Origin of the sequence: Comamonas kerstersii (assembly GCF_002056725.1) — a bacterium.
GTDB classification, from domain to species: Bacteria; Pseudomonadota; Gammaproteobacteria; order Burkholderiales; family Burkholderiaceae_C; genus Comamonas; species Comamonas kerstersii.
Genome location: NZ_CP020121.1, coordinates 3155626 through 3180571 on the forward strand (window position 1 = coordinate 3155626; position 24946 = coordinate 3180571).

The following is a 24946-nucleotide window of genomic DNA, read 5'->3' on the forward strand; positions in this document are numbered from 1 at the left end:
CGGGGTTGGCGGGACAAGTTCAAGCGGCATCACGCCATTGTGCCTACAACCCTGCCCGCTTAAAAGCCTCAGCATCGCGCTTGCGCAGGTCATCCAAGGTCAATAGCTCACCCCTGGCGCTGTACAGGTCTGCCATTTCCAGCTTGCCCTGCCGCAGCAAACGTCCGCGCGTCGGCCCGAGAACCTCGTCCTGCCGCGCTGCGCTTTGCTTCTTGATCCAGTCCGCATAGCTGGTGTCAGCTGGTAGCTGGCCGTCCATGCTGGCCCGCGTCTTGTCGCCCACCTCGATCTCCGGCACATCGATGCCCAGCTCTTTGAAGCTCTTGAGCACCGGCACCTGGCCAGAGCGACAGCGCCAGTGCAGGCGCCCAGGCCCTGCGCCCCACGGCACCTTGTGGCCAATAGGCTTGTGCTCGTCAGGCGTGTACAGCTTGCGGTCGCGGATGCGGCACTGCGGGCTTGTGCGCAAATCCAGCGTGGCCGACCACTGCAGCGCCTTGAGTAAGTCCGTATTGGCCTGCATCACATTGTCCTGCGCCACTCCTGCCGTGTGGGCCACCGCTGTGCGCACCACCGCTTCTACGTCGCGCCGGTCACGCTCGATGATGCCGTCCGAGTAGCCCTTGGCTCTGGTGCCTCGCAGCTCTCGGATGATCTGGTCGGTGGTTTTCCCCTCGACAAAGCCCTGGGCAATCGTTTGCCGCACCCGCTGCATCTTGTTGCGGTCAAGGTCAGCCCACACGCCTTTGAGCAGCACGCCTTGGAACGGGCGAGCCATCGCAGCCGCATAGACCTGCTCAGCACTGACGGCAGCGACATGCACAGCCACCGGCAAGTGCTCGGTCAGCATCTGGTGCTGGTAGCTGACCTCATAGCCCACGAACTCGCGCAGCTCCTTGGTCAACTCTTGGCCCAGCTCGGCATACGTAGCCGCGCTCAGGCTGCGCACGCTGGTCAGCAGGCTTTCCAGCCGCTCCATGGAAAACAGCGTCGGGTCGAAGTCGGCCAGCTTCTCAGCCAACTCAGCCATCAGGCGCTTGTCGGAGCGATTGAGCACGGCCAGCAGCCGGTGCAGTACGTTGGTCGTGTAGCCCTGCAAGGCGACCTGGTGTCGAATGGATTCGTCTTGCAGCAGGTCGTTGATGCTTGGCATTACTCAATTCCTCTGGTTCCCAGCGATGGCTCGGCCTCTTTCGCCAGTGAAGCCTCTGTGTCTGCATCCAGATCAGGGCTCAATACAGACCTTCGCTGCATCTCCTTGAGCGCCGTCACCTTGGTGATCAGCCCACCCTGCGCCATGGTCACGACCAGCTGCGCCGATGCATCAGACAGACTATTGGCTGCAAAGTCCTTGAACAACGCCACCGAACCACCCCCGCCCGCGCTTATCCAGTCTGCAGTGAACTGCAGAGCCAGATCCAGTGCGTCTTCGAAGTTCTCCACAATGCGCTGCAGCTGGCTCTTGTTGGCTTCGGCGTCGTTGCTGGCCTCGGTTGCTGTGCGCTGGCCGGGTGTTGCCACCAGCAGCTCCGCGCCGGTCTGGATCATCTGCTGCTCCAGCGCCTCCAGCTCAGTGCGGCCCACGGTTACAGCCTCGGCAGAGCCTTGCACCACCTTGGCATCAGCATTTGGCGGCAGACGCAGGGCCATGTCAGAGGCAATGGTGATCTTGTCATCCGTTGTCAGGCCGGTGAATACCAGCAGGCGCTTACGAGCAAAGCGTGCGCTATCGTCCTGGTCAGACTGGTGCTGCCAGTGCTTGATGTTCAGGTCAGCCAGCCCCAGCAATGGCGGCATGCCATGCATCAACCCCAGGCGCGTGCCATACAGAGGCGCAAACGGGATATAGGGCAGCGTGGTAACGCCGTCCTCTTCCAGCACATAGGCAGCCTTGCCGCTGTTTGCACGCTCTCTCCACAGCTCCCAGCGACCTTGGTACAGCACGCGCACGCAGTTCACAGCCTTGGTGCCGTACTCGCCATCTTTCTCTTCCTGCACTTCCTTGATGCGCAGCTGGGTGAATACCACGCGCCCGCCTTGCAAGGCCGTCTTGTAGCCCAGAATCTGATCGTGCCGCACATAGACCCAATAGGGGCGCGCCCCTAAGCGCTCCTCGTCAGCCTTGGTCTTGACTTCGCCATCAGTGCGAGTGAAGTCCACCAGAATGCCACCAAAGCCATACTGAATTGCGCCAACGGTAAAGGCATCCGAAGCAAAGGCATGCAGGCTGCGGCCTTCGCCATCGATGTCATCCAGCAAAGCCTCCACAGCAGCAGGTACGCCGTTCAGCGTCAACTCCTTGGAAAACGGCTTGCCTGCCATCACCCCACAGGTACGCTCAAAGGCAGGAAACAGCGTAGAAGTGCTGAGGCGGTACTCATAATCCTCATCGCTCTCGCTGGGTTGCTGCGGCAGATAGGTTGTCTTGGCTGCGCGCATGGCAGCAGTGCCACCCAGCAAAGCGTCAATCTTGGGCCAATGCGCGGCCATCGCGTCCAGCTTGGGGTCGCGTTCATGTACTTGCAGTGCCATAGGGACTCACATTCGGAATGGCTGCACCTGAGCTGTCTTCTTGACGATGGGCCACAGGTAAGCGATCGGGTAGCCTGCCGCGTCGTTCAAGTGGTCAAGGCCATTGGACTTGTCAGGCTCGCCGTTTTTGTCATAAACCTGCTGCTCTAGCGACTCGGTCAGCTTGGGGCAGCGCAGTGTGTTGACCTTCAGGCGCCGCACGCCGTCACCATTACAGATCAGGGCGTTCACAGCGTTGATGCGGTCAGCCACCGCAGGGTTGGTCGGGTTGGCACGCACCGTCAGGCCGTGCTCACGCAGGATCGAGAGATCAGACTCGCTGGCGTTCTTGGAGCTGCTGTTGCCGCCCGAGGCATCCGGGTACACCGTCACGGCATGCCCTTTGGCTTGGAATCGGTCACGCAGCAGCCTTGCCATGTAGGGCGTGTCGCGCCCGTCCGTGATCTCTTCCACAGCCACCGGCCAGCCATCACGCTCCACGTAGACCACCGCAGACATTTTCAATCGGTTGAAGTCCATGCCCACCATCAAGGGCTCACGCTCTTGGATGGACTCAAAGCTGTTGTTCAGCACCCGGTCAAAGTCTGGGTAGATGCTGCCCGAGGCCAAGTTAACGAACTGCCCGCGCAGGTAAGCCGCAATCAGCTGCTTGGGGTAGCTCTCAAACAGCGATGGAATGTAGTCCGCAGGCAGGTTCTTGGCGTTGTCGTAGGTGCTGGCCTGAATCAAGCCATACAACCCGGCCAGCGAAGGCTTCTCGGCTGGCATCTTCTTGAACTGCTGGTAGGTGAACTTGAACCCTTCAGGGGTTGTTGTCACGTCCACGCCGTTTTTCAGCCCATCCACCTTGTAGCGCATACGGGCAATGATCTTGCGCCATGCCTGCTCAGCCTTGGGCGTGGCCATCACGTCCAGCTCGTCCACCAAGGCATGCCCGATCTTGAAGCCCACAATCGACTGCGGCCGATCCATCGAGCGGCAGATCACCGTGGCGCGGTACTGTCTGCCCGAGTAGAAGTCCACCTCTTTGTTGGATTCCTTGATCTCCACCCGCAGGCCCCAGTCGTGGGCCACCTCTTCGATGGTCGGGTAGAAGATGTCCCGAATCTGCGGAAAGCTGGGGGCAAAGTAGCCTGCATTGATGCACGGCCACTCCCACGCATGGGCACACAGGCCAGCGCAACCCACCCATGTTTTGCCAGAGCCAAACCCGGCCACAAAGGCGCGGTACTTGCTCTCAAGCGCCAGAAATTTGGACTGAGGGACGTTAAGCGTCGGCATCGTCGGCCCTCGCGTCTACTACGTTGACCACCACTTTGGCGGGAATGGGCTTGTCGTCTTCGCCATCCGTGCCTTCAGGCTTATCGCGCCACTTCTTGGGCTGACGGTTCTTCAGCCAGAAGATGGCCGCCGTGGTGTCTGGTGGGTAGTGTTTCACCATTGGGGTGATCACCACCTTGTTGTTTATGACCTTGATGTCGCTGTCCGGGTGTTCATAGCCTGTTGCCCGATGAAAAAGCTTGGCGGCCACCTCAGCATCAGCCAAGGCCTTGCCACCCTTTAAGGACTCAAGAAACTCAGGATGCGCTTTCTTCCAAGCATTCAGAGTTTGCTCAGACACACCAAAGAACTCAGCCAGCTCCTTATCGATCATTCCCAGCTTGCACAGCTTCTTGGCTTGGTCTGCGAATTCTGGTTTGTATCTACTGGGCCGGCCAATCGCTTTCTTAACCGGCGCAGCCTTCTTTGCCGGTTTGGTTGCCATGCCGAGGCTTTCATTAGAAGATGCTCATCCTCTAATAAGGAGGACTGAATGATTAAAGAAGTTAAGCGTTACAGCGTTTTGGATGCTCACGGCAGCAAGCTGCAAATCATCTGTTATCAGGAATACTTTCCCGCTGGTACATTGGACAACCCAAACGCTGTTGTTCCCGGCCTCCAATACCTTGAGGATATGAATCGGAACAAAGTGAATCAGATCTCTGAATCGCAGTTTCAAGTCGTCACAACAGGCGAGCTTCTCACTCTTGCAAGCTAATGTATTGGTGCCAGCCACTGCCAAGCGTGAACCCTTGGGCGCGTGGGGTGCGGGGCGTTGCTCGGTGTGGCTGGCGTAAAAGAATCTGGGCACCCTTGAGGGCTTACGCCATGTGGCGCAGGGTGCTGCCTGTTCGCTGTGTGCCAGCTCCGCGACAGCTCGCGGCCGATTTTTCGCGCCATCAGACCGCTCAGGCGCGACCCCGGCTGACTCGGGGGAGGAATGTGGGGCCACCACCAAGGATGCACCCCATGCGTGATGCATGCTTTGCCGGGTGCGCTTGGCGGTGACAGAAACAAAAAAGCCCCAGCGGCGAGGCTGAGGCTTTGGAAATTTTGGGCGCGGCTATCCCGACCCGGTGGCTATTGTGCCAAAAATCTCGAGTGCGTCAATATCACAGAACGCCCTTTTCAATCAAGCCCCGCGTGAGCATGTTGCGCGCCTCAAGATTCAGCACCTGTAGCTCTGCTGGATTGCTTGGCAGGCGTGGGCTCGACCAGACCTTCGCGCCCGTGGCCAGGTTGCGTGCAATGAACGCGATGGCCGTGCGGTGCGGCTGAGGGATGGCGTCGATCACTGCATCCACAGTCTGCATGTCGGCAATCTCCCACTCGGTCGTGCCGCCTGTGCCGTCATTGCACGATGCGGAGCGGCTGCCGTAGCCCTTGCCCCACCCCTCTGCAGCAGACCAGACGTGCCACTCCTTCAGGATTTCGTTGACTGTGGTGTCGATGCTTTGGGTTTCGATCAAGTTTTGCTCCTATTTTTGTTGCATCAAGCGCTTGACTGTTACTGCCAGAGCGTCAATTTCTTCCATCTTTTTGATTGCCCACATCCGGCGCTGGCCGTGCCAGCCAAGAATCGGCCCACGGTGACAGTCAGGACACAGGGCCACACAGGTGTATTGCTGGCCCTGCTGGATGTGGTGGGCCTCGCTGGGGCCTGGTGCATCGCAGACACTGCAGGGCAAGGCTTTCACCTTGGCCAAGTGTTCGCGCTCAGTCTTTGTCAGCTGGTTGTTCATGCGATGGCCTTCCGCTGCTTCAGCCAGACCACACGGGCCTGCACCTTCTCTGCCTCCAGAGGCTTGAACTCAGCGCAAGCCTGGGCCTTGGCGCTCAAGGTGTGCCCGGGAAGTGCCTTCCTGTCGCAGCGGGCGAACCCGAAGCGCAGCATGGTGTCCGTAGCCTTGGGGTTCCAGTGCTTGCATTCGTGGCAGGTGTTCATCTCTGCACCTCCAACATAAAGCTCTCCACACAGTTCCAGCGCTGCTGGGGTGTGAGCTGCGGCCAGAGAAAGGCCTGTGCGCGTTCGGTGTAGAGGAATTCGTCCACGGCACGATGCAGCTCAGCAAATTCCGTTTCCTCCATCTCATCGAAGGCCATGCTTTTAGGCTTGGCGTGCATTTGCCCGTCAGCACCAAAGTAGTAGTCAACGAAGCCTGCACCAACGATCAGCCACTCCCGCAGCTTGTCCATGTCGCGCACCACCTCTTGGCGCTCAAGCAGCACGGAGAGCTTTTTGAAAAAATAGGCATGGTGTTTTGGGCTGCGCGGCAGGCGGTAACTGAATGCCAAAGTCTCGCCAGGCATCAGCTTGGACACAGCCGCCTTGAACTTTGCATAGGCGCGCTCTGCTTTGGCGTCCAATCCGCAGAGCTTGCCCTCTTCGCTTCGTGTCAACACAAGCTTGGTCATGCCACCTCCTGGCGGCCCCAGTGGGCCAGCAAAATGGCTTCGGCACGGTTATGGTGCTTGGCCAGCCTCAAGTCGGCTGCAGCCTCCTCATGCAGCTCTCGCGCCTTGTTCAGCGCTGCAGCCTTGTCCGATCCAAGCCCATACAGACGCTTCCACGTCTGTGGAGCTACCTGCTCAAGCGGCCACTTCAAACACTCGACCACCGTCTCAATAGCACCGAGGGAACGCATCAGAGAACCCTGCGTCTGCACCGCATTGTTGGCCCCGCCCATGGTGCTGACCTTCTCCAGGAACACGCGGGGCTTGCCTTCGCTGGCTGGGCAGTGCTTGAGCAGCAGCTGACACAGGGCGCGGCCATCGATCTTGTTCTTCACCAGCGCCTTGGGGCCGGCACCGGGCACAGGCATGGTGGGCAAGTCAAACACTGCGCGCACACCGTTGTGGTCCATCACTGCCACTGCGCCTGTCAAACCGGGGTCAATTCCAATCACGATCATCGTTTTGCGCTCCTTTTTTTGTTATTCATTGCCACGCTTGGGCACCCTCTTTGCCCAAGGCGATTCGCGCTTCACGCACGCGATACGAGGGGACGTTCTTGCCGGCCTCTACCTGGGCCATGATGTTTCTGGCCCACTGCTTGGGGTCCTTGACCGGCAGGCCACCCAGCTTTTGCTTGACCGCGCCCACCACCTGCTTGGCCAGCTCTGGCTTGGCGTGAGGTGCAGGCAGCTGCTTGAACTCCGGTGGTGGGCAGCTGTTGGCCACGCTGCGGAACTCGGCCACCGTGGGGCACTTCACAGGCAGGTGCTTCAGGGCATAGCGCAGCGGCTCCAGGTTGGAGCTAAAGCCCTTGAGCTCGTGCTTCCAGTCGGCCTTCACTGCCGCCATGTCCACGCCCTCCCACTTGCGCAGCCATTCCGTGCCATAGCGCACAGCCATACGGCCAAAAATGGCGTCGATGATGTCGTCAAAAGTCATGGTGTCCTGCTGCATCTCAGCCTCCGATCAGCGAGGGTTGGCGTGGGTGACGAGGCGTCACGTCGATGACGTTGTTGGTGCTGTCCAGGAAGGCCTGGGACTGCTCGAAGGCATTGGGCCTGGCCACCTTGCGCGCCACGGCAGGGTTCATTTCCTCGACGCGCTGGCGTGCAGCACGCTGGTAAGGCGTTTCGGTCAGGCCGTTGGGCTGGCCAGAGAAGCCGCTGGGCATCTTCGGCGCCACCCAGGCAGCCTTGAAGCCGCGCCAGCCGTTGGCGCAGCAGGTCACCAAAGCCTGCTCCAGCGTGTAGCCAGCCAATGTGGCTTCACGGGCAATGCCATCAATGGCGGTTTGCGTCACCGCAGCCTTCAGGGTCTTGCGCAGCTGCAGCCAATCGGCCCAGGTCTGATCCGTCACACCATCCGGTTGAGCAGGAGCAGTCGAGCGCGCACGCGCTGTATTCTTTTGTTCATTGGTATGTTCAATGGACTGTTCTTTGCGTGTAGCCGAATCGGCTAGGGGGGGTGTAGCCGAATCGGCTACCGTTTGAGTAGCCGAACGGGCTACCGTTGCCGAATCGGCTACCGTAGCCGAATGGGCTACCGTTTCCGGCTTGACCAGATCCGGTACACACAGGGTGTAACGGGTCGCTTTGGAGTGACCACCATTTCCCTCTTTGACCAGCCAGCCGAGGTTCACCAAAGCGGTGGTTGCACTGCTGATGTTCGAGGGGTGCATGCCTGTGCGTTCGGCAATGGCAGCGCGTGATGGCCACACCGTGTTGGTCACCTTGTTGCGGAAGCTGAACAGCGCCACGAGTACGCGGGTTTGCTCCAGTGTCAAGCGACGGTCTTGCACCACCTCAAGTGGCACGACAGCAAATTGAGATTCCGTCATATCGCTGCTCTCGCAATGCGCTGACTGCGGTGCGTGTCAGCTGGTTTGGGGATGTGAAAGTGCTGGCAAGGCTTGGGTGTGCGGGCCAGGTTGGTGCTGTGCTGCATGTCTTGAGCGATGGAGCGCGCTGGAATGTCCCAGGCGCTGCGCTGTGTAGGACGTTGCGCTGCTGCTGTATTTCTCACGCTGCACCGCCTTCCTTGTGAGCGCCTGCTAATGCTTTAGCGATCAGCTGGTTTTCTGGAAAGCGCGTAGCCAGCACACTGGGCACATGCTCACGAACCAGATTCACCAACCCCTCTTCTTGCGCCAGCAGATACAGGCGCTGCAGGTTGTCGGCCACGCGCAGAGCCAGCAGCAGCTCATAGACCTGGCGTTGGTCGTCGGTGACGGGGAATTGCACGGTGGTCATGAGTCAGGCCTCCGTGGTTGCAGGGGTGCTCTCGGACTGGCCTTGTGTTTCCACCAAGTGCTTGCGGTACAGGGCTGCCTGGACACGATCCGCCAAGCGCGCCGGGAGAACCGTCGGCCATTGCGAAATCGCCTGAGAGTTGATGCCAATAGCTTCTGCAGCTTTGGCTACAGAGCCACCAAGCAAAGAGATAGCTTCGTCTTTAGTCATGCGCAGATGTTAGTGCTCTTACAGATTATTTGCAAGCACTCTAACATTTATAACCTGTAAGCTAACTAACATGACGACACTACAAGAGCGGATTGCCAAACTGATGGCAGAGACGGGCAAAACCGTTGGCGACCTGGCTTCAATTGCCGGGGTCTCCTCGTCTGCAGTTACTCAATGGAAGGACGGGCCAACAAAAAGCCTAAAGACAGCACCTGCCGTCAAGCTGGCTGCTGCGACGGGCTTTAGCGCAATGTGGATTGCTACAGGAACAGGCCCAGAAAAAGATGCTTCGAAGCCATTCGACGCCAACGCCAAGCCCGCCCCCCTTGGCATGCGCCCATACCCCGTGATCTCCAGCATCCAGGCGGGTGCTCTCAAGGAAATCTCCGCCCCCTACAGCCCAGGCGATGGCTTTGATGTGGAGTACGGCGACGACGACACCTCGCCGTGGTCGTTCTTTCTGGAGATTGAGGGCGATTCGATGCTGCCCGACTTCCGGCCCGGTGACCGCGTGCTGATTGACCCAGAAGTCACGCCCCGCCCCGGTGACTTTGTGGCCGCACGCAATACCAAGCAGGAAGCCACCTTCAAGAAATACCGTGTGCGTGGGCTGGACGCATCAGGCAATGAAGTGTTTGAGCTGGTACCGCTGAATGACGACTACCCCATCCTGCGCAGCGACGAGCAGCACCTGTGCGTCATTGGCACGATGATCGAGCACCGCAGGAAGTTTCGGAGGAAGTGATAAACGAAGAAAATGTGAGCTCTTTTTAAGATACAAAATCCCACTTCAACAAATTATTAAATACGGAGGAGATATGAATAACTATCAAAAAGCAATTAATTCCGCTCATAGTGCCAATCCAAATACAGACTTTTTAGTTGTCAGTCATGAAATAAATCGTACTTTACATGAACGGATCACAGATATTTTCAGCACTTTAGGCGAGAACCGTAAAGAAAATTGCACTATTTTTCTCACCACACGGGGTGGTGATCCTCATGCCGGGTTTCGCATCGCAAGAGCTTTGCAACACTACTACAAAAACGGCACGATACGAATCGTCGTTCCAAGCTTCTGTAAAAGCGCAGGCACACTAATCGCCATTGGTGCCAAGGAGCTTGCCATCGGGGATCAAGGCGAACTTGGCCCACTTGACGTTCAAGTCAGCAAACACTCCGAAATTCTTGAGCGAGGCTCAGGCCTAGACTATACGCAAGCACTTTCTGTCGCCTTAGAACATGCTCAGAAAAGTTTCGCCGATAGCCTGATGCAAATGCGTGCACGGTTTAGATTTTCGACAAAAATGGCCGGCGAACTTGCAACACAACTGGCTCGAGGCACAGTTGAACCTCTTTATGCGCAGATTGATCCAAATCGAATTGGTGAAATGCAGCGAGCAATTCAAATTGCTCACGAATATGGCCAACGTCTCAATTCCTATAGTAAAAATCTCAAAGAAGGCTCTTTAAAGAAGCTTGTTGCCGGGTATCCATCACATAGCTTCGTGATTGACCGTAAGGAAGCCAAGGAACTTTTCAATCACATTCCCCCACTAATTCCTCATGAGGAAGAGTTGATAAAACTCCTGTGGTTTGCCATGCGAGAAGAGCTTGAATTAGTAGAGTTATTGCGCCCTTCTCCGACAATCGAAGAACGACAGCAAGAGGAAAATTCTGCCGATGCATCGGCCAATCCGGCTGAGGAAACGCCTGCAGCGGAAGTCGGCTTACCTACGGTACAATCGCTCGCTGCTTTGCACACACCAACCGAAGAGAGCTACGCATGACACATACAACATCCATTGCAGACCTGTTGCCAGGCAGTGCTTCCATTGGCATGTTTGAGTGCCAACGACTTAACTCTGCGCTTGCCTCGCTCTCATCTGAAGATGGCAACGACACCTATGCAGACATCTTCAAGGCGCAGGCCGAGACATCTACTGAGTTTGCAAAGATGCTGTCTGCCGCACAACAATCCCTGAATAAGCCTTTCCTCGAAGAGTTCGCGTATTAAACGCTAGCTTCTCATGCCCGAAAGCCCGCCCCGAGCGGGCTTTTTTTCGTCTGTGTGGTGTGTGGTCATGGCTGAAATGTTAGCACTCTAAAAATATTTATGTAAGCACGCTTGACAACTTATTGTTAGAACACTTACATTAACCCCATCGCAGCACCAAACGCGAAACGACCGAAGGGGGAGCGATACGCACCCTGAACCGAATCGAAGCAAGAGGAAGGTCCAGCTCTTAGGAGCGCAGCAGCAGGTGCACCCAAGCGATCAAGCCAATGACGAAGGCAGCGAAGGAATCCCGTAGCTGAGCAGCCGCCGAGGTCTGCGCCCTTCTGAGGCCGGGGGTGGAAGCCTGCAGCGGCTGGGAGAACCTGCAGTGCCGCCCGTCACGCGATACGAGTGCAAACCAGAGTGCCTTCGCTGAGGGTGCTGCGGTTTGGTCAACACACTGGAGAACTACATGGGCACACCACACCCCAACAGCCCCAACGGATGCTGGCTGCGCCACGGCTACCGCATCGAGCGCCTGGGCAAATACGGCTGCAAGCGCAACATTTACGCACCGGACGGCACGCTGGTGCTGGTCAATGCAGGCTATGACGAGCAGATGGCCTACTGCCGTGAGCACGGCCTACTCTTGCCGGAAGCCGAGCTGGAGAAGGTCATGTAAGCGATAGAGCCCCGTGGGCATAAAACACCGCCGCCTGGAGCGTCATCCAGGGCGATCATTGAAGCTGAATGCGCAGGCTGATGCGCGGCGTGTTGGAAATGAACCGGCGCAGACGATGTCCTAGGTTGTACCCGAAAGGGCTATGCAACTGCCATGAAAAAACAAGCGCTGCCCTGAGCCGGAGATCAGCACCGGCCAGCTTCAATGATCGTTTTCCAGCCGGGTCGTGGGCATCTCCTCCCTCCCTTACCAAGTTCCCACGACAGCCCCGCCGGGCACCGGCCTTTTATTCCCACCAGCCTGCCGCCGCGCAGGCTTTTTTGTTTCTGGAGACTGCCCTATGCGTTTTCCTGAGCCCATCACCAAAGACATTGCACCGCGGTTTCTGACCGACGAGCAAAAAGACGTTTATGTCGCTGGCTTCAATGAAGCGCTCTACGTCATCAAGAGCATGAACCAGCCAGCACCCCAGCAAGACGAGAAAGAGGTGAAGTTATGACCTGCTACGACACCATGCTGCTCGACCGCTACCAATCAGATGTTGACGCAGCTGAAGCACACGAAGCTGCTATTGAAGCTGCCCAGGAGCACGCCCTACAGATCTTGGAGCGCGAGACAAAGGCCATCACACCGGTGCAATGGTTCAGCAAGAAGCTCTCCAGCAGCTGGACGATGCACGAAGTCTTCACCGACGCACTGGATGCTGACAGCGACATCACCAGTGCCTTTGCCGAGCTGGTCACGCTTGACCACCCACAGGCCGAGAAGCTGCGCCAGCTGCTGCGGGAGCGACATGCGCACACGCAATACCACCTGATCGTGCCCACCGATGACGCCTTTTGACTACACCCCTCCCCCGCAATACCCCACACCACGCAGCCCCGAGGAAGTGCGGGAGCTGCTGGGGCCGACCGATTCAGAGCACAGCGCGGATGCGCTATAGGAGACAAGACCATGCGATACATCTTCAAAGTGAACGGCCAGCCGAGCCGTGACTCTTTCCCCACCCGCGAGGCCGCTACTGCAGCGGCCTTTTTGTTTGCTGGCACGCCATGGGCGGGAATTGTGGTGAGGGCGGCATGACATTGAGCACAAGACCAGCCCAAGGCATGGGGCCGAACTATCACCACCTGCACGGCCTGAGCCAGCCGAACCTGCTGCACTGCACAGAGGCAGAAGCGCGCAAGCTGGCTGCTGTGGATGATTTGCTGGAGGCGCTCCAAGCGATGCTCGAGGCATTTGGAAAGAACGGTCTTGGGGGGGAATACGACCCTGGGGAGGTTCCTGCAATCGATCTTGCACTTGCAGCAACAGCCAAAGCTCTAGGGGAGCAAGCATGACCCCGCCCATCCAGCTCCAGCGCATGCCCAAGCGCAAACGCCCCATGAAGCCCGCCGCTGTGCGGGCTTTGTTTTGGTGGGTGGCCACGGTCTGCTTCTTCACTGGCTGTGCCGGACTCATAGCGAGGTGCACATGACCCCATTGGAATGCTCCACCGGCAAGGTGCCACTGGACTACCAGCGTGCGCAAGGCCTTGCCCGGCGCTCCAGCGCCAGACACGACCACGCCATGACTGCCTACAAGTGCACGCACTGCGGCGCATGGCACTTGGGGCAGCCAGCAAAACGGGCCAAGCCCCTCCCCTTTATCAACCGCAATCACCAGCTGAGGTATGTATGAGCAACGCTCTTGTAAGTTTGACCCAGAAACTGGCCGCCACCCTGAACATGGGCGATGGTGCTGGCCTGATCGAAACCCTGAAGGCCACGGCATTCAAAGGCCAGGTGTCTGATGCGCAGATGACTGCCCTGATGGTGGTGGCCAATCAGTACGCGCTGAACCCTTGGACCAAGGAAATCTATGCCTTCCCAGACAAGAACAACGGCATCGTGCCTGTGGTGGGGGTGGATGGCTGGAGCCGCATCATCAACTCGCACCCGCAGTTCGATGGCATCGAGTTTGAGCAAGACGAGCAGTCCTGCACCTGCATCATCTTCCGCAAGGACCGCAACCGCCCCATCAAGGTCACTGAGTGGATGGCTGAATGCAAGCGCGGCACGGGCCCATGGCAGTCCCACCCCAAGCGCATGCTGCGTCACAAGGCAATGATTCAGTGCGCCCGCTTGGCCTTTGGCTATGGCGGCATCTACGACCAGGACGAGGCTGAGCGCATTGTTGAAGGGCAGCCCCAGCAGCGCCATCCCGTAGACATGGGCCCCGCCGAAGTGGTCGAGCAGCCCGAGTGGCCAGCAGACCGCTGGGCAGCAGGCCTGCCCAAGTGGGTCAAGGGCATCGCAGACGGCAAGCCGCTCGATGAAGTGCTGGCATGGCTCAAGAGCAAAGGCCGCGTCACGGCCGAGCAAGAAAAGCAGCTGCGCGCCGAAGTGGCCAAGCTGCAGCAACCAGCGCCACAGACACAAGACGCCCCGCAGGTTGACCCCAACAAGCTGGCCGCAGACATGCAGGCCTGCAACGACCTGGACAAGCTCTACGAGCTGGCCGGGCTGATGGAAGCCATCACCGACGAAGCAGCAAAGCTGCGCATTGAAGAAATCTTTGCCGCCAAGCAGGCGGAACTGGAGCAAGCACCATGAACATAAAGCAAGCACTCGACCGTCTAAAAGCGATCTCTGAAGCAAAAGAGCAAGCGTCATTGCTTGCTGACTTGCTATCGCGCCGCAACAAAGAAGCCCCGAAAGGGGTAACCGTGCAAATCTTCAACCCGCAGGCTGACAAGTACAACCAAGACCATGGCCGCTACTGCGTAATCGATGCAGACCTGCTGCAAGACGCAATCAACAAGACCGCTGAGCGCTACGTCGCAGAGGCTGCAAAGCTGCAGCCCGTCATTGATATGGCTGAGGCTGCGCTCAAAGGCATTCTGACAACCGGAGACACAAAATGAGCATGCAAATCGTGAACCTGATACAGGGTAGTGCTGATTGGCATGCCCATCGCGCCAAGCACTTCAACGCCTCAGACGCCCCCGCCATGATGGGCTGCAGCAGCTACAAGACCCGCTCGGAGCTGGTCAAAGAGCTGGCCACCGGCCTTGGCCAAGAGGTGGACGCGGCCACACAGCGCCGCTTCGATGACGGCCACCGCTTTGAAGCACTGGCCCGGCCGCTGGCTGAAGAAATCATTGGCGAGGACTTGTCGCCCTGCGTGGGCACCAATGGGAAATTCTCTGCCAGCTTTGACGGCCTGACCTTCATGCACGATGCAGCGTTTGAACACAAAACGCTCAACAAGGCACTGCGCGAAGCCATGGCCGAGGGCTGCACCGGTGAAGACCTCCCCATGCAGTACCGCGTCCAGATGGAGCAGCAGGCCATGGTGTCCGGCTGCGATCGCATCTTGTTCATGGCCAGCGAGTGGACTGGCGACGGCCAGCTGATCGAGGAGCGCCACTGCTGGTATTACCCAGACCATGAGCTGCGCGCCCAGATCATTGCAGGCTGGGAGCAACTGGAAAAGGACGTGGCCGCCTACGACCCCACCGCCGAGCGCCCTGCCCCCGCCGTGGCCGCGCCCGTGGAAAGCCTGCCCGCCGTGGTGGTACAGGTGAATGGCGCCCTGACCGTGGGCGGCAATCTGGATGCCTTTGGCGATGCACTGCGCCAGTTCATTGCACGCATTCCGGCCAAGCCTGCTACTGACCAAGAGTTTGCTGATGCTGAAGCTGCGACCAAGGCCTTGAAGAAGGCCGAAGAAGCGCTGACCGCCGCTGAAGATGGTGCCCTGGCCCAGATCAGCGATGTGGAAGTGATGCGCCGCACCGTGGCTGACCTCAAGAACTTGGCGCGCACCACCCGACTGGCAACGGAAAAGCTGGTGGCCGCTGAGAAGGAGGCGCGCCGTACGGCCATCGTGACCAGCGCGCAGGCCCAGCTCGACCAGCACATTCAAGCCCTGAATCAGCGCCTAGGCTCCAACTGGCTGCCACGCATGGCCGGAGGCTTTGGCGAAGTGATCAAGGGCAAGAAGTCGCTGGCCAACATGGAAGACGCCGTGGCCGTAGCCCTGACCAGCGCCAAGCACGAAGCCAATGTGCTGGCCCAGCGCTTGGAGGCCAACCGCAAGCACTTGGTGCAAGACGGCACGGACTGGATTGCCCTGTTTGCTGACTTCGCCACCGTGGGGGCCAAGGCTGAAGAAGACTTCCAAGCCTTGGCCGCCCTGCGCATCAACCAGCACAAGCAGGCCGAGGCCCAGCGCCTGGAGGCCGAGCGCGAGCGCATCCGCGCCGAAGAAGCCGCCAAGCTGCAGGCCCAGGCAGCCATCAATGCTGCAGCTGCTGCACAAAAAGAAGCTGCCAGCGCACAACAAGAGCCAGTTTCAGCTGCACCAGCAGCAGAAACCAAGGTGCAGAGCGCGCAAGCTGCTCCTGAAGTTGCAGCAAAAGCAGAAGGCGAAACGCTGACGCTGGGGCAGATCAACACCTTGCTGGCTCCTATCAAGGTGGATGCTGCTGGCCTGGCCGAGCTGGGCTTTGAAGCTCGCAAGGTGGAGAAATCCACGGCCAAGCACTACGCGGCCTGCGACTTGCCCGCCATGGTGCAAGCCATGATCGCCCACCTGCAAAGCGTGCTTGTCACTGCATAAATTGATAGCTACCACCGCAAGCCTGCTCTAACCCAGCAGGCTTTTTCTTTTCCCACCACAAGAAAGAGAGAGGCAAATGGCCTTTGAGATTGAAGACTTCACGCCAGTGAAGATCACCAGCGTCAACCCACGCAGCGAACGCCACGGCCCGGAGGAGCTGCACCCTGCTGTGGATCTGCACATCAGCCTGACCACGGGCAACAACATCCTGACCGCGCTGGACGGCAAGCTGCTGGACGCGCTCTACACCAAGAACGCGAACGCTGACCAGGGCGGCCAGCGGAACTTGGAAGGCGTGGAGGAAGTCAGCAACCTGCCAAACCTGAAATTCCCGCTGATGGGTGCCCTGAAGTGGAAGAAAGACCTGATCGGCTACACGCTGACGGTCCAGCACGGCGTGGGCAGCGACATCGTGCTGACCGGCTGCAAGGTGAACAACTTCACCATCGACCCCAAGGAAGGCGGCAGCGTGGACCTGAAATTCCGCGTGCAAAGCAGCGATGTGGACGAGCGCACGCTGGGCAAGCTCGGCCTGCTGGTACAGAACGAAGTGGACGTGATGCTGCTGGCGCCCGAGGCTAAGCAGGATGGCCAGCAGGACATTGAGAACCCGCTGCCTTACAGCCTGGACGAAGCTGACAAGCAGGTGGAGAACCCCTTCCCATCGGCTCTGACGCCTGAGCAGGCACTGGCTGATGCGTGTGCGGCTGAGGCAGCCGTGCACTGACCCATAACCACCATGCAAGCCCCTTCCGAGGGGCTTTTTCATGCCATGAACACTGTGACAAGCCCTGCCTTGCGATACCACGGAGGAAAGTTTCGCTTGGCACCGTGGGTGATGAGTTTCTTCCCCTCCCATCGCTGCTATGTAGAGCCATTTGGCGGCGCTGCAGGTGTGCTCTTGCAAAAGCATCGTGCCTATGCCGAGGTTTACAACGACCTGGACGATGAAATCGCCAACTTCTTTCGCGTGCTGCGCGAGCAACCGGCCGCATTGATCGAGCGGCTCCATCTGACGCCATACGCTCGCGCAGAGTTTGATCTGGCCTACGAGCCAACAGACTGCCCGATCGAGCGTGCACGACGCACTGCCGTGCGAGCACAGATGGGGTTTGGGTCTGCTGGCGCCACCAAGGGAACGACCGGCTTTCGTATTGACACTAAACGCGCCTACGCAACTGCGCAGCATATTTGGGCGCGATACCCCGAGCAGATAGCCGCTGTGGCTGCACGCATGCAAGGGGTACTGATCGAAAACCGGCCTGCAATCGAAGTCATGCAGGCGCACGACGGGCCGGAAACCCTGCATTTTGTAGATCCTCCATACGTCTTCGAGACGCGTTCTGAGCGCAATGTTGCACAGGGCTGCTACAGACACGAAATGACCAATACCGAGCACGCCGAACTACTTGATGCGCTCGACAACCTGCAGGGCATGGTGGTTCTCTGTGGATACCCATCAAAGCTGTACAGCGAACGCCTGAAGCACTGGCGGCAACACAGTACGACAGCACGTATGTCCGCTGGCCGCGGGACTGGCATTCGGACCGAATGCGTGTGGCTTAACCAAGCATGCCAGCGCAACTTGCAGCAGCCTGGATTTTTCTAGATCGAGCAATTCCAGAGGCGTCAGCACAGCGCCCAGCCGGGTGCTGTCCTGATTCCCCTGACCATGGAGACATACATGCTCAACCCAGAACCCAAAGAAACACCAACCCTCAACCGCGCCCAGCGCAAGGCCTACGACAAGTTGCAAAAGTCAGCCGCTTTCAAGAAAGCCAGCCCGTACCGCCAAGCTGTAGAGCTGCACCGTAACGGCTTGGGCTTCCTGGTCCCGAAAGAGGTCTACAAGGAAGTCAGCGTGCCAAACCTCAAACCCTTGGTGCTGCTTAATGACTGCAGGCCGTACCACGAAACCGAAGTGGCCGGCCAGCTGATCAAGATCCGCTTTGCCTACGAACGACTGAAAGACGGCACGGCAGACAAAAACGACTTCGACCGCGTAGGTGTAGCCATCAACCTGGCAAAGGTCCGCGCCATGGAGATTGACGAGACTCTGGCGAACGCACTGGAGCGAGCCCAGGATGCCATGACGCGCTGCAAGGACCGCTATCAGAGGCATGGTCGCTTTGGCTTTGATGGTCCGGGCCTGCAGGACATGGAATACGCGATCGAGGCCAACGAAGAGATCGTCACGCACAGCAGTCCCAAGCAGATGGACATGGCCATGCAGGCAATGGTTGAAGCCCTCAGAAAGCAAACAGGCTACGGCCAACAGCTGGCCGCGATGCTGCTATGACCCCAGCCTACATCCGCTGGCGCTGCGAGCGCATCGAGCAGCTACTCAAGACCATGGGCAGGCGCGAGGCTCTGGAAGTCATCAAGGCTGAGGAGCTGGAAAAGCCATGGGAGCACGACCCACGGCCAGCACTTCCCTTGCCCATGGGAGGCCCACACGGCCTGAACCCACCACACCTGCAACCCGCCTGAGAGCGGGTTTCGTTTTATCTGGAGAGAGATATGAACCAAGCATCAACCAAGAAGATGACTCCCGGCGATGACATGCACCTCACACTGCTGATGGCACCCCATAACCTGAACTTGGTGACAGGCCAAGACCGCCAGCACCTGCTGGCCTTCGGTCGAGCAGCGTTTGAGGCCGGTCAGAAGTGCCAAGGCTGCGACGTACCCAAGGATGGGGTGTATCAGATCAGTGAGCCAATGCCTGCTGATAAGCGCGCGCTGATGCTTTCAGTGACCGCCAGCGAGCCATTCAAGAGTCAGCTGAAAGAGTGTGCGGGCCGCATTGCAGAGCTGGAAGCCCAGCTTGCAGCAGCACAGCAGGGTGTGCAGGCTGCAGCGCCGGTGGACGCGGTGGAGGCGGTGACAAAGGCCATTCTTTTTGAAGACGCCGGAAGCACTTATGACTGGGAGTCCAACACAAACTTGGGGCTAGCCGCCATAAAAGCGCATGGCGCTATGGATGCGGAGCATTGGGCCGAGCTTCACAGGCTGCGCGCAGAAGTTAAGCGCTCTGATGGCGCGCCATGGCAAGCAGTTGCTGCGCAAGATCGCGCGGAGTGCAACAGGCTTCGCGCCATGCTTGCCGCCAGCACGTACCCCGCAGAGAGTGTGTCAGCGCAGCAGGCAATGGAGGCGCTGAAAGCTGCAATGAAGGCAGATCCTGAATATGCGTGGTCTTGGCATTGCGCCATCTGTGCTGGCGCGCACGACGAGGGCTTGGAGACCGGTGCAGCGAACCGCGCTGCAGCGCGTGTGATGAACATGGCTTTCGACTGTGACACTACAAAGAACGCAAATTTTCATGCCGCGCATCTTGCCGCCACCCACCCCACCCCGCAGGGGCTGGATGCCGACATGTTTTGGGACGCCGACGACCCAGAGCGCTGCGAGAGCAGCATCAACAACGTGGTGGTAGAGGCTTACAGCTATCGCGGGCTGAAAGTTGGCGACATCGTGACAATCCTGCGCGCCGCGCGCCTACCAGGCCTTGAAGTGCGCGTCACTCAAGTCCCTGACGCCGAAGGCAATGGCGATCTGGAGTGGGACGTGATTGATGCAGCCCAAGCAAAGCAGGGAGGTGCGTGATGGGATGCGGAACACTCAAAGAGCAGCGAGAAGAAGCGCACCGGTGGGAATTCAGGGTCGAGGACCGTGGCTTCGATGCAGCCATATGTGACAAATACCCAGACTTGTTTGATAGCGACAAAGTGCTGCGTGACGCGCATGCCAAATACCGTGAATCAGTAGACGCCATCAACGCACGAATGGCCGAACTTGCAGCCCAAGCCAAGCAGGGAGAGCGCAAACCATGACCCAAGCCAGCCGCCGCGCCCGTGAGCGCGGAGACAAGCGAGACCGCTGGAAAGAACCCATTACCCCCGAGCCCCGCCACTGAGCGGGGTTTGTTTTTTGGAGAGCACATGCTGACACCCCAATTCCTTCTCCCCGTGCACAGTGAGCTGGTGGTTGATCTGTTCGCCGGTGGCGGCGGCGCTTCCACTGGTATCGAGCAAGCCATCGGCCGCCCGGTAGATATCGCGGTCAACCACGACCCGGAGGCGGTAAGCCTGCACACGGCCAATCATCCGCAGACGCGCCACTTCTGCAGCGACGTGTTTGAGGTGGACCCGCTGACCGTGACAGAAGGCCAGCCCGTGGGCCTGCTGTGGGCCAGTCCAGACTGCAAACACTTCAGCAAAGCCAAGGGCGGCAAGCCCGTGAGCAAGAAGATTCGCGGCCTGGCGTGGGTGGTCATCAAGTGGGCCAAGCTGACCAAGCCCCGCGTGATCTGCCTGGAGAACGTGGAAGAGTTCCAGACCTGGGGGCCTCTTGGGCCAGACAACCGCCCATGCCCTGAACGTAAGGGCCTGACCTTCCAGCGCTGGAAAAAGCAACTGGCAAACCTGGGCTACAAGGTGGAACACCGCGAGCTGCGCGCCTGCGACTACGGTGCACCCACCATCCGCAAGCGCCTGTTTCTGGTAGCGCGCTGTGACGGCCTGCCTATCGTGTGGCCCACCCCCACCCATGCAAAGCCGGACGCCAAGGGCAAGGTGCCAGCAGGCATGAAGCCATGGCGCACTGCAGCCGATTGCATCGACTGGAGTATCCCTGCCCCCAGCATCTTTGAGCGCGACAAGCCGCTGGCTGACGCCACCTGCCGCCGCATTGCCAAGGGCATCATGCGCTATGTGGTGGAAGCCGAGCAGCCGTTCATTGTTCCGGGTGTTGCCGCCACTCTGGTGCAGACCGGCTATGGGGAACGCCCAGGACAAGCACCACGTGTGCCTGGTCTGGATAAACCGCTTGGCACGGTAGTGGCCGGGCAGAAGCATGCGCTGGTGCAAGCCTTCTTGGCCAAGCACTACACCGGCGTGGTGGGACACGAGCTGGACAAGCCCACGGGCACAGTGACCACTGCCGACCACCACAGCCTTGTCACCGCCAACCTGATCCACATGGGCCACGGCGAAGGCAAGGAAGGCGGCAAGCGCTGGAGCCACGGCATCCGCGATGTGAAAGACCCACTCAACACCATCACCGCCCAGGGCGCAGCCGCAGGTGTCGTGCATTCGTTCCTAGTCAAGTATTACAGCGAAGGCGGCCAGGACGCAGCCTGCACCGACCCCATGCACACCATCCCCACCAAGGACCGCATGGGCCTGGTCATGGTGCGCGGCGAACCCTATGCCATCGTGGACATCGGCCTGCGCATGCTCACCCCGCGTGAGCTGTACCGCGCCCAAGGTTTTCCTGACAGCTATGTCATCGACACCGGCGCTGCAGGGGAGCCCATCACCAAAACCGCCCAGGTGCGCATGTGTGGCAACAGCGTGTGCCCGCCACTCTCGCATGTACTTATCAAAGCCAACTACTGCGAGCGCCAAGCGCTTCAAAAAGCAGCCTGAACCGCCCCGAAAGGGGCTTTTTTATTGCCCAAACCATGAAACACACAGAAACAAGTGAAACGCCACTGAGCACTACTGTGCAGACCTCTATCGAACCGGAATGGGTGTTGGCAAGCAAGTACCAGGAGCTGACTGGCGTCACCCCCATGGCCATTCATCAACGCAGGAAAGAAGGCAAATGGCTTGATGGCACGCACTGCGCTGTCATAGGCCGCCGCCTTTATGTAAATGTCAAAAAGGCCGACGAATGGATAAAAAGCCAAATATCAAAACCCCGCCGGGCATTTTGATTCGTGAGCTTATTTCGGGCCCACGAATTCAGATTGCCTTTTCATGGAACGGGCAGCAGTGCAGGGAATTATTGCCGCCTTGCACCATCAACAAAGCAGCGATTACCTATGCAGAAAACCTGAGAAACGAAATCAGGAGAAAAATCGCAGATGGTAGTTTTGAGTATGCTGCCTACTTCCCTGAAAGTCCCAAAGCTCAGGTGCAGAAAAAAGAACTCTGCCTCATGGAGGACATGCTGAACAACCAGCTGCACCTCTATGAGAAGCAGGTTGCCAACGGCCAGATGTCGCCCTCTACCTACCGTGGCTACTACAAGAGCATCACCGGCGAGCGCATGCGCCACTGGCACGGCTGGAAGCTGGGAGACGTTACACCTTCTGCCCTGCGTGACTGGGTTAGCGACATGGACTGCACCAGCAAGGCCATCCGCAATATGCTGATCCCGCTGCGTTCGATATTTGAGGATGCACTCAACGATGGGCTGATCACAGTAAATCCATTTGAGCGCATTGCATTATCGAAACTGATTCGACAAACCAGCAAAGCCAGCGATTATGTGGTTGACCCATTCACGCACGAAGAACGTGCTGCCATATTGCAAGCCTGCCGTGCTGATGAATGGCCGATGTTTCAATTTTGGTTTGAAACAGGCCTGCGCCCCGGAGAGTTGCAGGCGCTGGAGTGGCAGCATATTGATTTTGAGCATGCCATCGTGCGTATTGAGCAGAACCAGGTCGCTGGCGTTATCAAGGGCCCAAAGACTGAATCCGGCAGGCGCACCGTAGATCTCAGCCCAGATGCCCTGGAAGCCCTCAAGGCGCAAAAGCCCATCAGCTTCATGCGCGGGAAACGGGTGTGGCTCAACCAGCGCACGCTGGAGCCGTGGGAGACAGATGCCCAGGTGCGTAAAACAGCCTGGCTGCCGCTGATGAAGCGTGCCGGCATCAAGTACCGCAACCCCTATCAGATCCGGCACACCTACGCCTCAACCCGGCTGACGGCTGGGGCGAACCCCTGGTACATCGCCGACCAGATGGGGCACGCCGATGTGACCATGGTCTTCAAGACCTACGGCAAGTTCATCCGCGAAGACTTCCAGAAGCCCAGGGCGACGCTGAAAGCCGTGAAATAGCATCGGTGTGAATTCGGTGTGAAATCGGTGTGAATTTCAGCACAACGACACACAATAAAAAGAGCAAAAAATAAGGCCACACAGTGATTTCTCATTGTGTGGCCTTGTGGTGGGTGGTGGAGCTGGCGGGAATTGAACCCGCGTCCGCAAGCCTTCGTCAGGCAGATCTACATGTTTAGTGTTCTGATTTGAATCTCACCCTGTACGCCGCGCAGACACACGCTGCAGACAAGGCCAGTACCCTTGGATCTTGCCCAACACTAAGGTACCCAGTGCCAAGCCAGCTGATGTGAATTCCCTTGCAGCCGAGAGGTATTGCTACCCCTTTGCCCAGCCCATCAGCGTGCTGTTGCAAGGCTCACCGGATTTAAGCGGCGAGTGCGAAACGTTCGTCGTTTGCAGTTAGTTTTGTGAACCGAGATTTACGAGCGTGACTCAAGCTCGACATGCACCACACTGATCCCGAACCCACGTCGAAACCAGGACAGCCCCGTAGCTGTCTATTCTATGCCAATCCCAGCAGCTGTGTGAGCTCAAGCGGTGAATTGATGATGAAATCTGGCTTCCAGGCCGTCACACTGTCCACTCCCCCCAGATAACCATAGGCTGCAGCAATGGCCTGCATGCCTGCGGCGCGGGCGGCAATCATGTCTCGCTCATCATCGCCCACGTAGATGCAGCGTGCGGGTGCAATGCCTGCACGCCGTGCGGCTTCCAGCAAGGGTTCTGGATGGGGCTTGGAATGCGCCGTCGTATCACCACAGACCACGGCATGCGCTGCAGCCAGCACGGGCTGGCTTTGCACAATGGGTAAGGTAAAGCGTTCTGACTTGTTGGTGACAATGCCCCAGGCGATGCCCTGCGCCTGCAAGCCTGCAACCAGCTGGGGTACTTGCGCAAACAGCGCCGAGTGCTGGCCCATGCATTGTTCGTAGGCGACGAAGAAGGCTTCCTTGAGCTGCTCAAAGTCTGGTGCCTCGGGCGTCACGCCCAGCGCAATGCGCAGCATGCCGCGCGCGCCTGTGCCCACAAAGGGGCGGTAGTGCGATTGCGGCAGTGGCTCCATGCCACGCGCAATGCGCAGCTGGTTGGCGGCAAAGCCCAGGTCGGGTGCGCTGTCGAGCAGCGTGCCGTCCAGGTCGAACAGCACGGCATCCACGTTCATGATCTGGCGCTGCATCAGAAGGGGCGCTGCGTAGCAATCATGTAGTTCACGCTGCAGTCGTCATTGAGCCAGTAGCGGCCCGTCAGCGGGTTGTGCTGCAGGCCCTTGGAGTGTTTGACGACCAAACCGGCCTCACGGCAGAAAGCGGCCAGTTCGCTGGGGCGAATGAACTTGTCAAACTCATGCGTGCCCTGAGGCAGCATCTTGAGTACATATTCCGCCGCCACAATCGCCAATGCGTAGGACTTGGGATTGCGGTTGATGGTGGAGAAGAACACCCAGCCGCCGGGCTTGACCAGGGTTGCACAGGCACGCACCACGGAGGCAGGATCGGGCACGTGCTCCAGCATTTCCATGCAGGTCACCACGTCAAAGCTGGCGGGGCACTCCTGCGCCAGTGCTTCCACAGCCACCTCGCGGTACTGAATACTGGGCGTGCCGGTCTCCAGCGCGTGCAGCTGCGCCACGCGCAGTGATTTGGTGGCCAGATCAATACCCATGACCTTGGCACCCTTGCGCGCCATGGAATCGGCCAGAATGCCGCCGCCACAGCCCACATCCAGCACGTCTTTGCCCTGCAGCGCAGCGTACTCATCAATCCACGCCAGACGCAGTGGATTGATCATGTGCAAGGGCTTGAACTCACTGTTGAGATCCCACCAGTGATGCGCAAGGCTTGAAAATTTTTCCAGCTCGGCTGGATCCACATTGATCGAATCGGTCATAGCGCAGATTGTGCAACGAGTTCCAGCCTTCAGCCAAAAAGATGGCGACATCGCGCAGGCTTCCTGCAGCGCAGGTAGACGGCATCTGGCAAGACAGCACTGGCTTTGCGCTGCCAGGGCTTGGGGTAGCATCCTCGGGCAGCCTGCCAG

Annotated in this window: 35 protein-coding genes and 1 other RNA gene; 21 read left to right on the forward strand and 15 right to left on the reverse strand. The window is 58.7% G+C overall.

Annotated elements, in window-relative coordinates; translation table 11 throughout:
• Positions 1 to 43 precede the first annotated feature (43 nt).
• From B5M06_RS14835 to B5M06_RS14850, 4 genes are read right to left on the reverse strand one after another with little or no spacing between them, the layout of a single operon-like run.
• Positions 44 to 1153 carry a phage minor head protein gene (locus B5M06_RS14835; protein ID WP_054067843.1) on the reverse strand — a complete coding sequence of 370 codons (1110 nt, stop codon included), beginning with the start codon at positions 1151 to 1153 and terminating at the stop codon, positions 44 to 46.
• Positions 1153 to 2532: a DUF4055 domain-containing protein gene (locus B5M06_RS14840; protein WP_054067842.1), complete on the reverse strand. Its 1380-nt coding sequence runs from the start codon at positions 2530 to 2532 to the stop codon at positions 1153 to 1155. Before B5M06_RS14840 ends, B5M06_RS14835 begins: the two co-directional genes overlap by 1 nt.
• A gap of 6 nt (positions 2533 to 2538) precedes the next feature.
• Entirely contained in the window at positions 2539 to 3813 is a 1275-nt protein-coding gene (locus tag B5M06_RS14845; RefSeq protein ID WP_054067841.1) for a terminase large subunit domain-containing protein, read from the reverse strand.
• On the reverse strand, positions 3800 to 4297 hold the full coding sequence (locus tag B5M06_RS14850; protein WP_054067840.1) for a terminase: 498 nt from the start codon (positions 4295 to 4297) through the stop codon (positions 3800 to 3802). Before B5M06_RS14850 ends, B5M06_RS14845 begins: the two co-directional genes overlap by 14 nt.
• Positions 4298 to 4345: 48 nt before the next feature.
• On the opposite strand from B5M06_RS14850, the gene B5M06_RS14855 reads away from it, so the two are divergent.
• A complete protein-coding gene (locus B5M06_RS14855) occupies positions 4346 to 4570 on the forward strand; it encodes a hypothetical protein (protein ID WP_054067839.1) in 225 nt (74 codons plus the stop codon).
• Between the two features lie 394 nt (positions 4571 to 4964).
• On the opposite strand, the gene B5M06_RS14860 is transcribed toward B5M06_RS14855, so the two are convergent.
• From B5M06_RS14860 to B5M06_RS14900, 8 genes are all read right to left on the reverse strand, one after another.
• On the reverse strand, positions 4965 to 5321 hold the full coding sequence (locus B5M06_RS14860; protein ID WP_054067838.1) for a hypothetical protein: 357 nt from the start codon (positions 5319 to 5321) through the stop codon (positions 4965 to 4967).
• A 269-nt stretch (positions 5322 to 5590) separates the two neighbouring features.
• A complete protein-coding gene (locus B5M06_RS14870; RefSeq protein WP_054067836.1) occupies positions 5591 to 5797 on the reverse strand; it encodes a hypothetical protein in 207 nt (68 codons plus the stop codon).
• Positions 5794 to 6267, reverse strand: coding sequence for a DUF1367 family protein (locus tag B5M06_RS14875; protein WP_080025289.1), 474 nt, complete (start codon positions 6265 to 6267; stop codon positions 5794 to 5796). Before B5M06_RS14875 ends, B5M06_RS14870 begins: the two co-directional genes overlap by 4 nt.
• Positions 6264 to 6764, reverse strand: coding sequence for a RuvC family protein (locus B5M06_RS14880; protein WP_054067834.1), 501 nt, complete (start codon positions 6762 to 6764; stop codon positions 6264 to 6266). Before B5M06_RS14880 ends, B5M06_RS14875 begins: the two co-directional genes overlap by 4 nt.
• Positions 6765 to 6789: 25 nt before the next feature.
• The gene (locus B5M06_RS14885) at positions 6790 to 7245 is read right to left on the reverse strand and encodes a hypothetical protein (protein WP_054067877.1); all 456 of its coding nucleotides are present in this window, start codon (positions 7243 to 7245) and stop codon (positions 6790 to 6792) included.
• Positions 7246 to 7261: 16 nt separating this feature from the next.
• Positions 7262 to 8143 (reverse strand): helix-turn-helix domain-containing protein, encoded by an 882-nt coding sequence (locus tag B5M06_RS14890; RefSeq protein WP_054067833.1) that lies wholly within the window; start codon positions 8141 to 8143, stop codon positions 7262 to 7264.
• A 181-nt stretch (positions 8144 to 8324) separates the two neighbouring features.
• Positions 8325 to 8555: a hypothetical protein gene (locus B5M06_RS14895; protein WP_054067832.1), complete on the reverse strand. Its 231-nt coding sequence runs from the start codon at positions 8553 to 8555 to the stop codon at positions 8325 to 8327.
• 3 nt (positions 8556 to 8558) lie between these two features.
• The gene (locus B5M06_RS14900; protein ID WP_054067831.1) at positions 8559 to 8765 is read right to left on the reverse strand and encodes a helix-turn-helix domain-containing protein; all 207 of its coding nucleotides are present in this window, start codon (positions 8763 to 8765) and stop codon (positions 8559 to 8561) included.
• A gap of 70 nt (positions 8766 to 8835) precedes the next feature.
• On the opposite strand from B5M06_RS14900, the gene B5M06_RS14905 reads away from it, so the two are divergent.
• The 20 genes from B5M06_RS14905 to B5M06_RS14995 all read left to right on the forward strand — a co-directional run bounded on the left by B5M06_RS14905 (position 8836) and on the right by B5M06_RS14995 (position 22906).
• A complete protein-coding gene (locus tag B5M06_RS14905; RefSeq protein WP_080025291.1) occupies positions 8836 to 9510 on the forward strand; it encodes a LexA family protein in 675 nt (224 codons plus the stop codon).
• 73 nt (positions 9511 to 9583) lie between these two features.
• Entirely contained in the window at positions 9584 to 10555 is a 972-nt protein-coding gene (locus B5M06_RS14910) for an SDH family Clp fold serine proteinase (RefSeq protein ID WP_080025292.1), read from the forward strand.
• On the forward strand, positions 10552 to 10782 hold the full coding sequence (locus B5M06_RS14915) for a hypothetical protein (protein ID WP_054067829.1): 231 nt from the start codon (positions 10552 to 10554) through the stop codon (positions 10780 to 10782). The genes B5M06_RS14910 and B5M06_RS14915 overlap by 4 nt, the downstream gene beginning before the upstream one ends.
• A 454-nt stretch (positions 10783 to 11236) precedes the next feature.
• Entirely contained in the window at positions 11237 to 11446 is a 210-nt protein-coding gene (locus B5M06_RS14920; protein WP_080025392.1) for a hypothetical protein, read from the forward strand.
• A gap of 340 nt (positions 11447 to 11786) precedes the next feature.
• A complete protein-coding gene (locus tag B5M06_RS17155; RefSeq protein ID WP_162777474.1) occupies positions 11787 to 11945 on the forward strand; it encodes a hypothetical protein in 159 nt (52 codons plus the stop codon).
• Positions 11942 to 12289: a hypothetical protein gene (locus B5M06_RS14925; RefSeq protein WP_054067827.1), complete on the forward strand. Its 348-nt coding sequence runs from the start codon at positions 11942 to 11944 to the stop codon at positions 12287 to 12289. The genes B5M06_RS17155 and B5M06_RS14925 overlap by 4 nt, the downstream gene beginning before the upstream one ends.
• A 236-nt stretch (positions 12290 to 12525) precedes the next feature.
• On the forward strand, positions 12526 to 12786 hold the full coding sequence (locus B5M06_RS14930; RefSeq protein WP_162777473.1) for a hypothetical protein: 261 nt from the start codon (positions 12526 to 12528) through the stop codon (positions 12784 to 12786).
• Positions 12787 to 12919: 133 nt separating this feature from the next.
• Positions 12920 to 13126 (forward strand): hypothetical protein, encoded by a 207-nt coding sequence (locus B5M06_RS14935; RefSeq protein WP_054067825.1) that lies wholly within the window; start codon positions 12920 to 12922, stop codon positions 13124 to 13126.
• The gene (gene bet / locus B5M06_RS17785; protein WP_054067824.1) at positions 13123 to 14040 is read left to right on the forward strand and encodes a phage recombination protein Bet; all 918 of its coding nucleotides are present in this window, start codon (positions 13123 to 13125) and stop codon (positions 14038 to 14040) included. The genes B5M06_RS14935 and bet overlap by 4 nt, the downstream gene beginning before the upstream one ends.
• Positions 14037 to 14351 carry a hypothetical protein gene (locus B5M06_RS14945; RefSeq protein ID WP_162777472.1) on the forward strand — a complete coding sequence of 105 codons (315 nt, stop codon included), beginning with the start codon at positions 14037 to 14039 and terminating at the stop codon, positions 14349 to 14351. Before bet ends, B5M06_RS14945 begins: the two co-directional genes overlap by 4 nt.
• On the forward strand, positions 14348 to 16051 hold the full coding sequence (locus B5M06_RS14950) for a YqaJ viral recombinase family protein (protein ID WP_080025293.1): 1704 nt from the start codon (positions 14348 to 14350) through the stop codon (positions 16049 to 16051). Before B5M06_RS14945 ends, B5M06_RS14950 begins: the two co-directional genes overlap by 4 nt.
• Before the next feature lie 76 nt (positions 16052 to 16127).
• Positions 16128 to 16778 carry a hypothetical protein gene (locus tag B5M06_RS14955; protein ID WP_054067822.1) on the forward strand — a complete coding sequence of 217 codons (651 nt, stop codon included), beginning with the start codon at positions 16128 to 16130 and terminating at the stop codon, positions 16776 to 16778.
• 12 nt (positions 16779 to 16790) lie between these two features.
• Positions 16791 to 17660 carry a DNA adenine methylase gene (locus tag B5M06_RS14960; RefSeq protein ID WP_240183945.1) on the forward strand — a complete coding sequence of 290 codons (870 nt, stop codon included), beginning with the start codon at positions 16791 to 16793 and terminating at the stop codon, positions 17658 to 17660.
• Positions 17661 to 17735: 75 nt separating this feature from the next.
• Positions 17736 to 18350 carry a hypothetical protein gene (locus B5M06_RS14965; RefSeq protein WP_162777471.1) on the forward strand — a complete coding sequence of 205 codons (615 nt, stop codon included), beginning with the start codon at positions 17736 to 17738 and terminating at the stop codon, positions 18348 to 18350.
• Positions 18347 to 18541 (forward strand): hypothetical protein, encoded by a 195-nt coding sequence (locus B5M06_RS14970; RefSeq protein WP_054067819.1) that lies wholly within the window; start codon positions 18347 to 18349, stop codon positions 18539 to 18541. Before B5M06_RS14965 ends, B5M06_RS14970 begins: the two co-directional genes overlap by 4 nt.
• A 72-nt stretch (positions 18542 to 18613) precedes the next feature.
• Entirely contained in the window at positions 18614 to 19660 is a 1047-nt protein-coding gene (locus B5M06_RS14975; protein WP_162777470.1) for a hypothetical protein, read from the forward strand.
• Entirely contained in the window at positions 19660 to 19887 is a 228-nt protein-coding gene (locus B5M06_RS14980; protein WP_080025294.1) for a hypothetical protein, read from the forward strand. The genes B5M06_RS14975 and B5M06_RS14980 overlap by 1 nt, the downstream gene beginning before the upstream one ends.
• Before the next feature lie 108 nt (positions 19888 to 19995).
• On the forward strand, positions 19996 to 21483 hold the full coding sequence (locus tag B5M06_RS14985; RefSeq protein ID WP_054067817.1) for a DNA cytosine methyltransferase: 1488 nt from the start codon (positions 19996 to 19998) through the stop codon (positions 21481 to 21483).
• Between the two features lie 35 nt (positions 21484 to 21518).
• Positions 21519 to 21773, forward strand: a complete 255-nt coding sequence (locus tag B5M06_RS14990; protein WP_114070966.1) for an excisionase — start codon at positions 21519 to 21521, stop codon at positions 21771 to 21773.
• The gene (locus tag B5M06_RS14995; RefSeq protein ID WP_054067816.1) at positions 21731 to 22906 is read left to right on the forward strand and encodes a site-specific integrase; all 1176 of its coding nucleotides are present in this window, start codon (positions 21731 to 21733) and stop codon (positions 22904 to 22906) included. The genes B5M06_RS14990 and B5M06_RS14995 overlap by 43 nt, the downstream gene beginning before the upstream one ends.
• 114 nt (positions 22907 to 23020) lie before the next feature.
• Here the strand turns inward: B5M06_RS14995 and ssrA are convergent.
• From ssrA to ubiG, 3 genes are all read right to left on the reverse strand, one after another.
• Positions 23021 to 23398, reverse strand: a transfer-messenger RNA (tmRNA) gene (gene ssrA, locus B5M06_RS15000).
• 13 nt (positions 23399 to 23411) lie between these two features.
• Positions 23412 to 24086, reverse strand: coding sequence for an HAD-IA family hydrolase (locus B5M06_RS15005; protein WP_080025295.1), 675 nt, complete (start codon positions 24084 to 24086; stop codon positions 23412 to 23414).
• Positions 24086 to 24796: a bifunctional 2-polyprenyl-6-hydroxyphenol methylase/3-demethylubiquinol 3-O-methyltransferase UbiG gene (gene ubiG / locus B5M06_RS15010; protein ID WP_054067815.1), complete on the reverse strand. Its 711-nt coding sequence runs from the start codon at positions 24794 to 24796 to the stop codon at positions 24086 to 24088. The genes B5M06_RS15005 and ubiG overlap by 1 nt, the downstream gene beginning before the upstream one ends.
• Between the last annotated feature and the right edge of the window lie 150 nt (positions 24797 to 24946).

Coding starts and splice junctions, on each gene's coding strand:
- B5M06_RS14930 (WP_162777473.1), top strand. CDS start 12,526: ATGACATTGAGCACAAGACCAGCCCAAGGCATGGGGCCGAACTATCAC.
- B5M06_RS14980 (WP_080025294.1), top strand. CDS start 19,660: ATGGGATGCGGAACACTCAAAGAGCAGCGAGAAGAAGCGCACCGGTGG.
- B5M06_RS14935 (WP_054067825.1), top strand. CDS start 12,920: ATGACCCCATTGGAATGCTCCACCGGCAAGGTGCCACTGGACTACCAG.
- B5M06_RS14945 (WP_162777472.1), top strand. CDS start 14,037: ATGAACATAAAGCAAGCACTCGACCGTCTAAAAGCGATCTCTGAAGCA.
- B5M06_RS14925 (WP_054067827.1), top strand. CDS start 11,942: ATGACCTGCTACGACACCATGCTGCTCGACCGCTACCAATCAGATGTT.
- B5M06_RS14975 (WP_162777470.1), top strand. CDS start 18,614: ATGCACCTCACACTGCTGATGGCACCCCATAACCTGAACTTGGTGACA.
- B5M06_RS14840 (WP_054067842.1), bottom strand. CDS start 2,532: ATGGCACTGCAAGTACATGAACGCGACCCCAAGCTGGACGCGATGGCC.
- B5M06_RS14880 (WP_054067834.1), bottom strand. CDS start 6,764: ATGATCGTGATTGGAATTGACCCCGGTTTGACAGGCGCAGTGGCAGTG.
- ubiG (WP_054067815.1), bottom strand. CDS start 24,796: ATGACCGATTCGATCAATGTGGATCCAGCCGAGCTGGAAAAATTTTCA.
- B5M06_RS14870 (WP_054067836.1), bottom strand. CDS start 5,797: ATGAACACCTGCCACGAATGCAAGCACTGGAACCCCAAGGCTACGGAC.
- bet (WP_054067824.1), top strand. CDS start 13,123: ATGAGCAACGCTCTTGTAAGTTTGACCCAGAAACTGGCCGCCACCCTG.
- B5M06_RS14845 (WP_054067841.1), bottom strand. CDS start 3,813: ATGCCGACGCTTAACGTCCCTCAGTCCAAATTTCTGGCGCTTGAGAGC.
- B5M06_RS14890 (WP_054067833.1), bottom strand. CDS start 8,143: ATGACGGAATCTCAATTTGCTGTCGTGCCACTTGAGGTGGTGCAAGAC.
- B5M06_RS14960 (WP_240183945.1), top strand. CDS start 16,791: ATGCAAGCCCCTTCCGAGGGGCTTTTTCATGCCATGAACACTGTGACA.
- B5M06_RS14920 (WP_080025392.1), top strand. CDS start 11,237: ATGGGCACACCACACCCCAACAGCCCCAACGGATGCTGGCTGCGCCAC.
- B5M06_RS14850 (WP_054067840.1), bottom strand. CDS start 4,297: ATGGCAACCAAACCGGCAAAGAAGGCTGCGCCGGTTAAGAAAGCGATT.
- B5M06_RS14900 (WP_054067831.1), bottom strand. CDS start 8,765: ATGACTAAAGACGAAGCTATCTCTTTGCTTGGTGGCTCTGTAGCCAAA.
- B5M06_RS14985 (WP_054067817.1), top strand. CDS start 19,996: ATGCTGACACCCCAATTCCTTCTCCCCGTGCACAGTGAGCTGGTGGTT.
- B5M06_RS14835 (WP_054067843.1), bottom strand. CDS start 1,153: ATGCCAAGCATCAACGACCTGCTGCAAGACGAATCCATTCGACACCAG.
- B5M06_RS14965 (WP_162777471.1), top strand. CDS start 17,736: ATGCTCAACCCAGAACCCAAAGAAACACCAACCCTCAACCGCGCCCAG.
- B5M06_RS14855 (WP_054067839.1), top strand. CDS start 4,346: ATGATTAAAGAAGTTAAGCGTTACAGCGTTTTGGATGCTCACGGCAGC.
- B5M06_RS14875 (WP_080025289.1), bottom strand. CDS start 6,267: ATGACCAAGCTTGTGTTGACACGAAGCGAAGAGGGCAAGCTCTGCGGA.
- B5M06_RS17155 (WP_162777474.1), top strand. CDS start 11,787: ATGCGTTTTCCTGAGCCCATCACCAAAGACATTGCACCGCGGTTTCTG.
- B5M06_RS15005 (WP_080025295.1), bottom strand. CDS start 24,086: ATGCAGCGCCAGATCATGAACGTGGATGCCGTGCTGTTCGACCTGGAC.
- B5M06_RS14970 (WP_054067819.1), top strand. CDS start 18,347: ATGACCCCAGCCTACATCCGCTGGCGCTGCGAGCGCATCGAGCAGCTA.
- B5M06_RS14955 (WP_054067822.1), top strand. CDS start 16,128: ATGGCCTTTGAGATTGAAGACTTCACGCCAGTGAAGATCACCAGCGTC.
- B5M06_RS14915 (WP_054067829.1), top strand. CDS start 10,552: ATGACACATACAACATCCATTGCAGACCTGTTGCCAGGCAGTGCTTCC.
- B5M06_RS14990 (WP_114070966.1), top strand. CDS start 21,519: ATGAAACACACAGAAACAAGTGAAACGCCACTGAGCACTACTGTGCAG.
- B5M06_RS14995 (WP_054067816.1), top strand. CDS start 21,731: ATGGATAAAAAGCCAAATATCAAAACCCCGCCGGGCATTTTGATTCGT.
- B5M06_RS14895 (WP_054067832.1), bottom strand. CDS start 8,555: ATGACCACCGTGCAATTCCCCGTCACCGACGACCAACGCCAGGTCTAT.
- B5M06_RS14910 (WP_080025292.1), top strand. CDS start 9,584: ATGAATAACTATCAAAAAGCAATTAATTCCGCTCATAGTGCCAATCCA.
- B5M06_RS14950 (WP_080025293.1), top strand. CDS start 14,348: ATGAGCATGCAAATCGTGAACCTGATACAGGGTAGTGCTGATTGGCAT.
- B5M06_RS14885 (WP_054067877.1), bottom strand. CDS start 7,245: ATGACTTTTGACGACATCATCGACGCCATTTTTGGCCGTATGGCTGTG.
- B5M06_RS14905 (WP_080025291.1), top strand. CDS start 8,836: ATGACGACACTACAAGAGCGGATTGCCAAACTGATGGCAGAGACGGGC.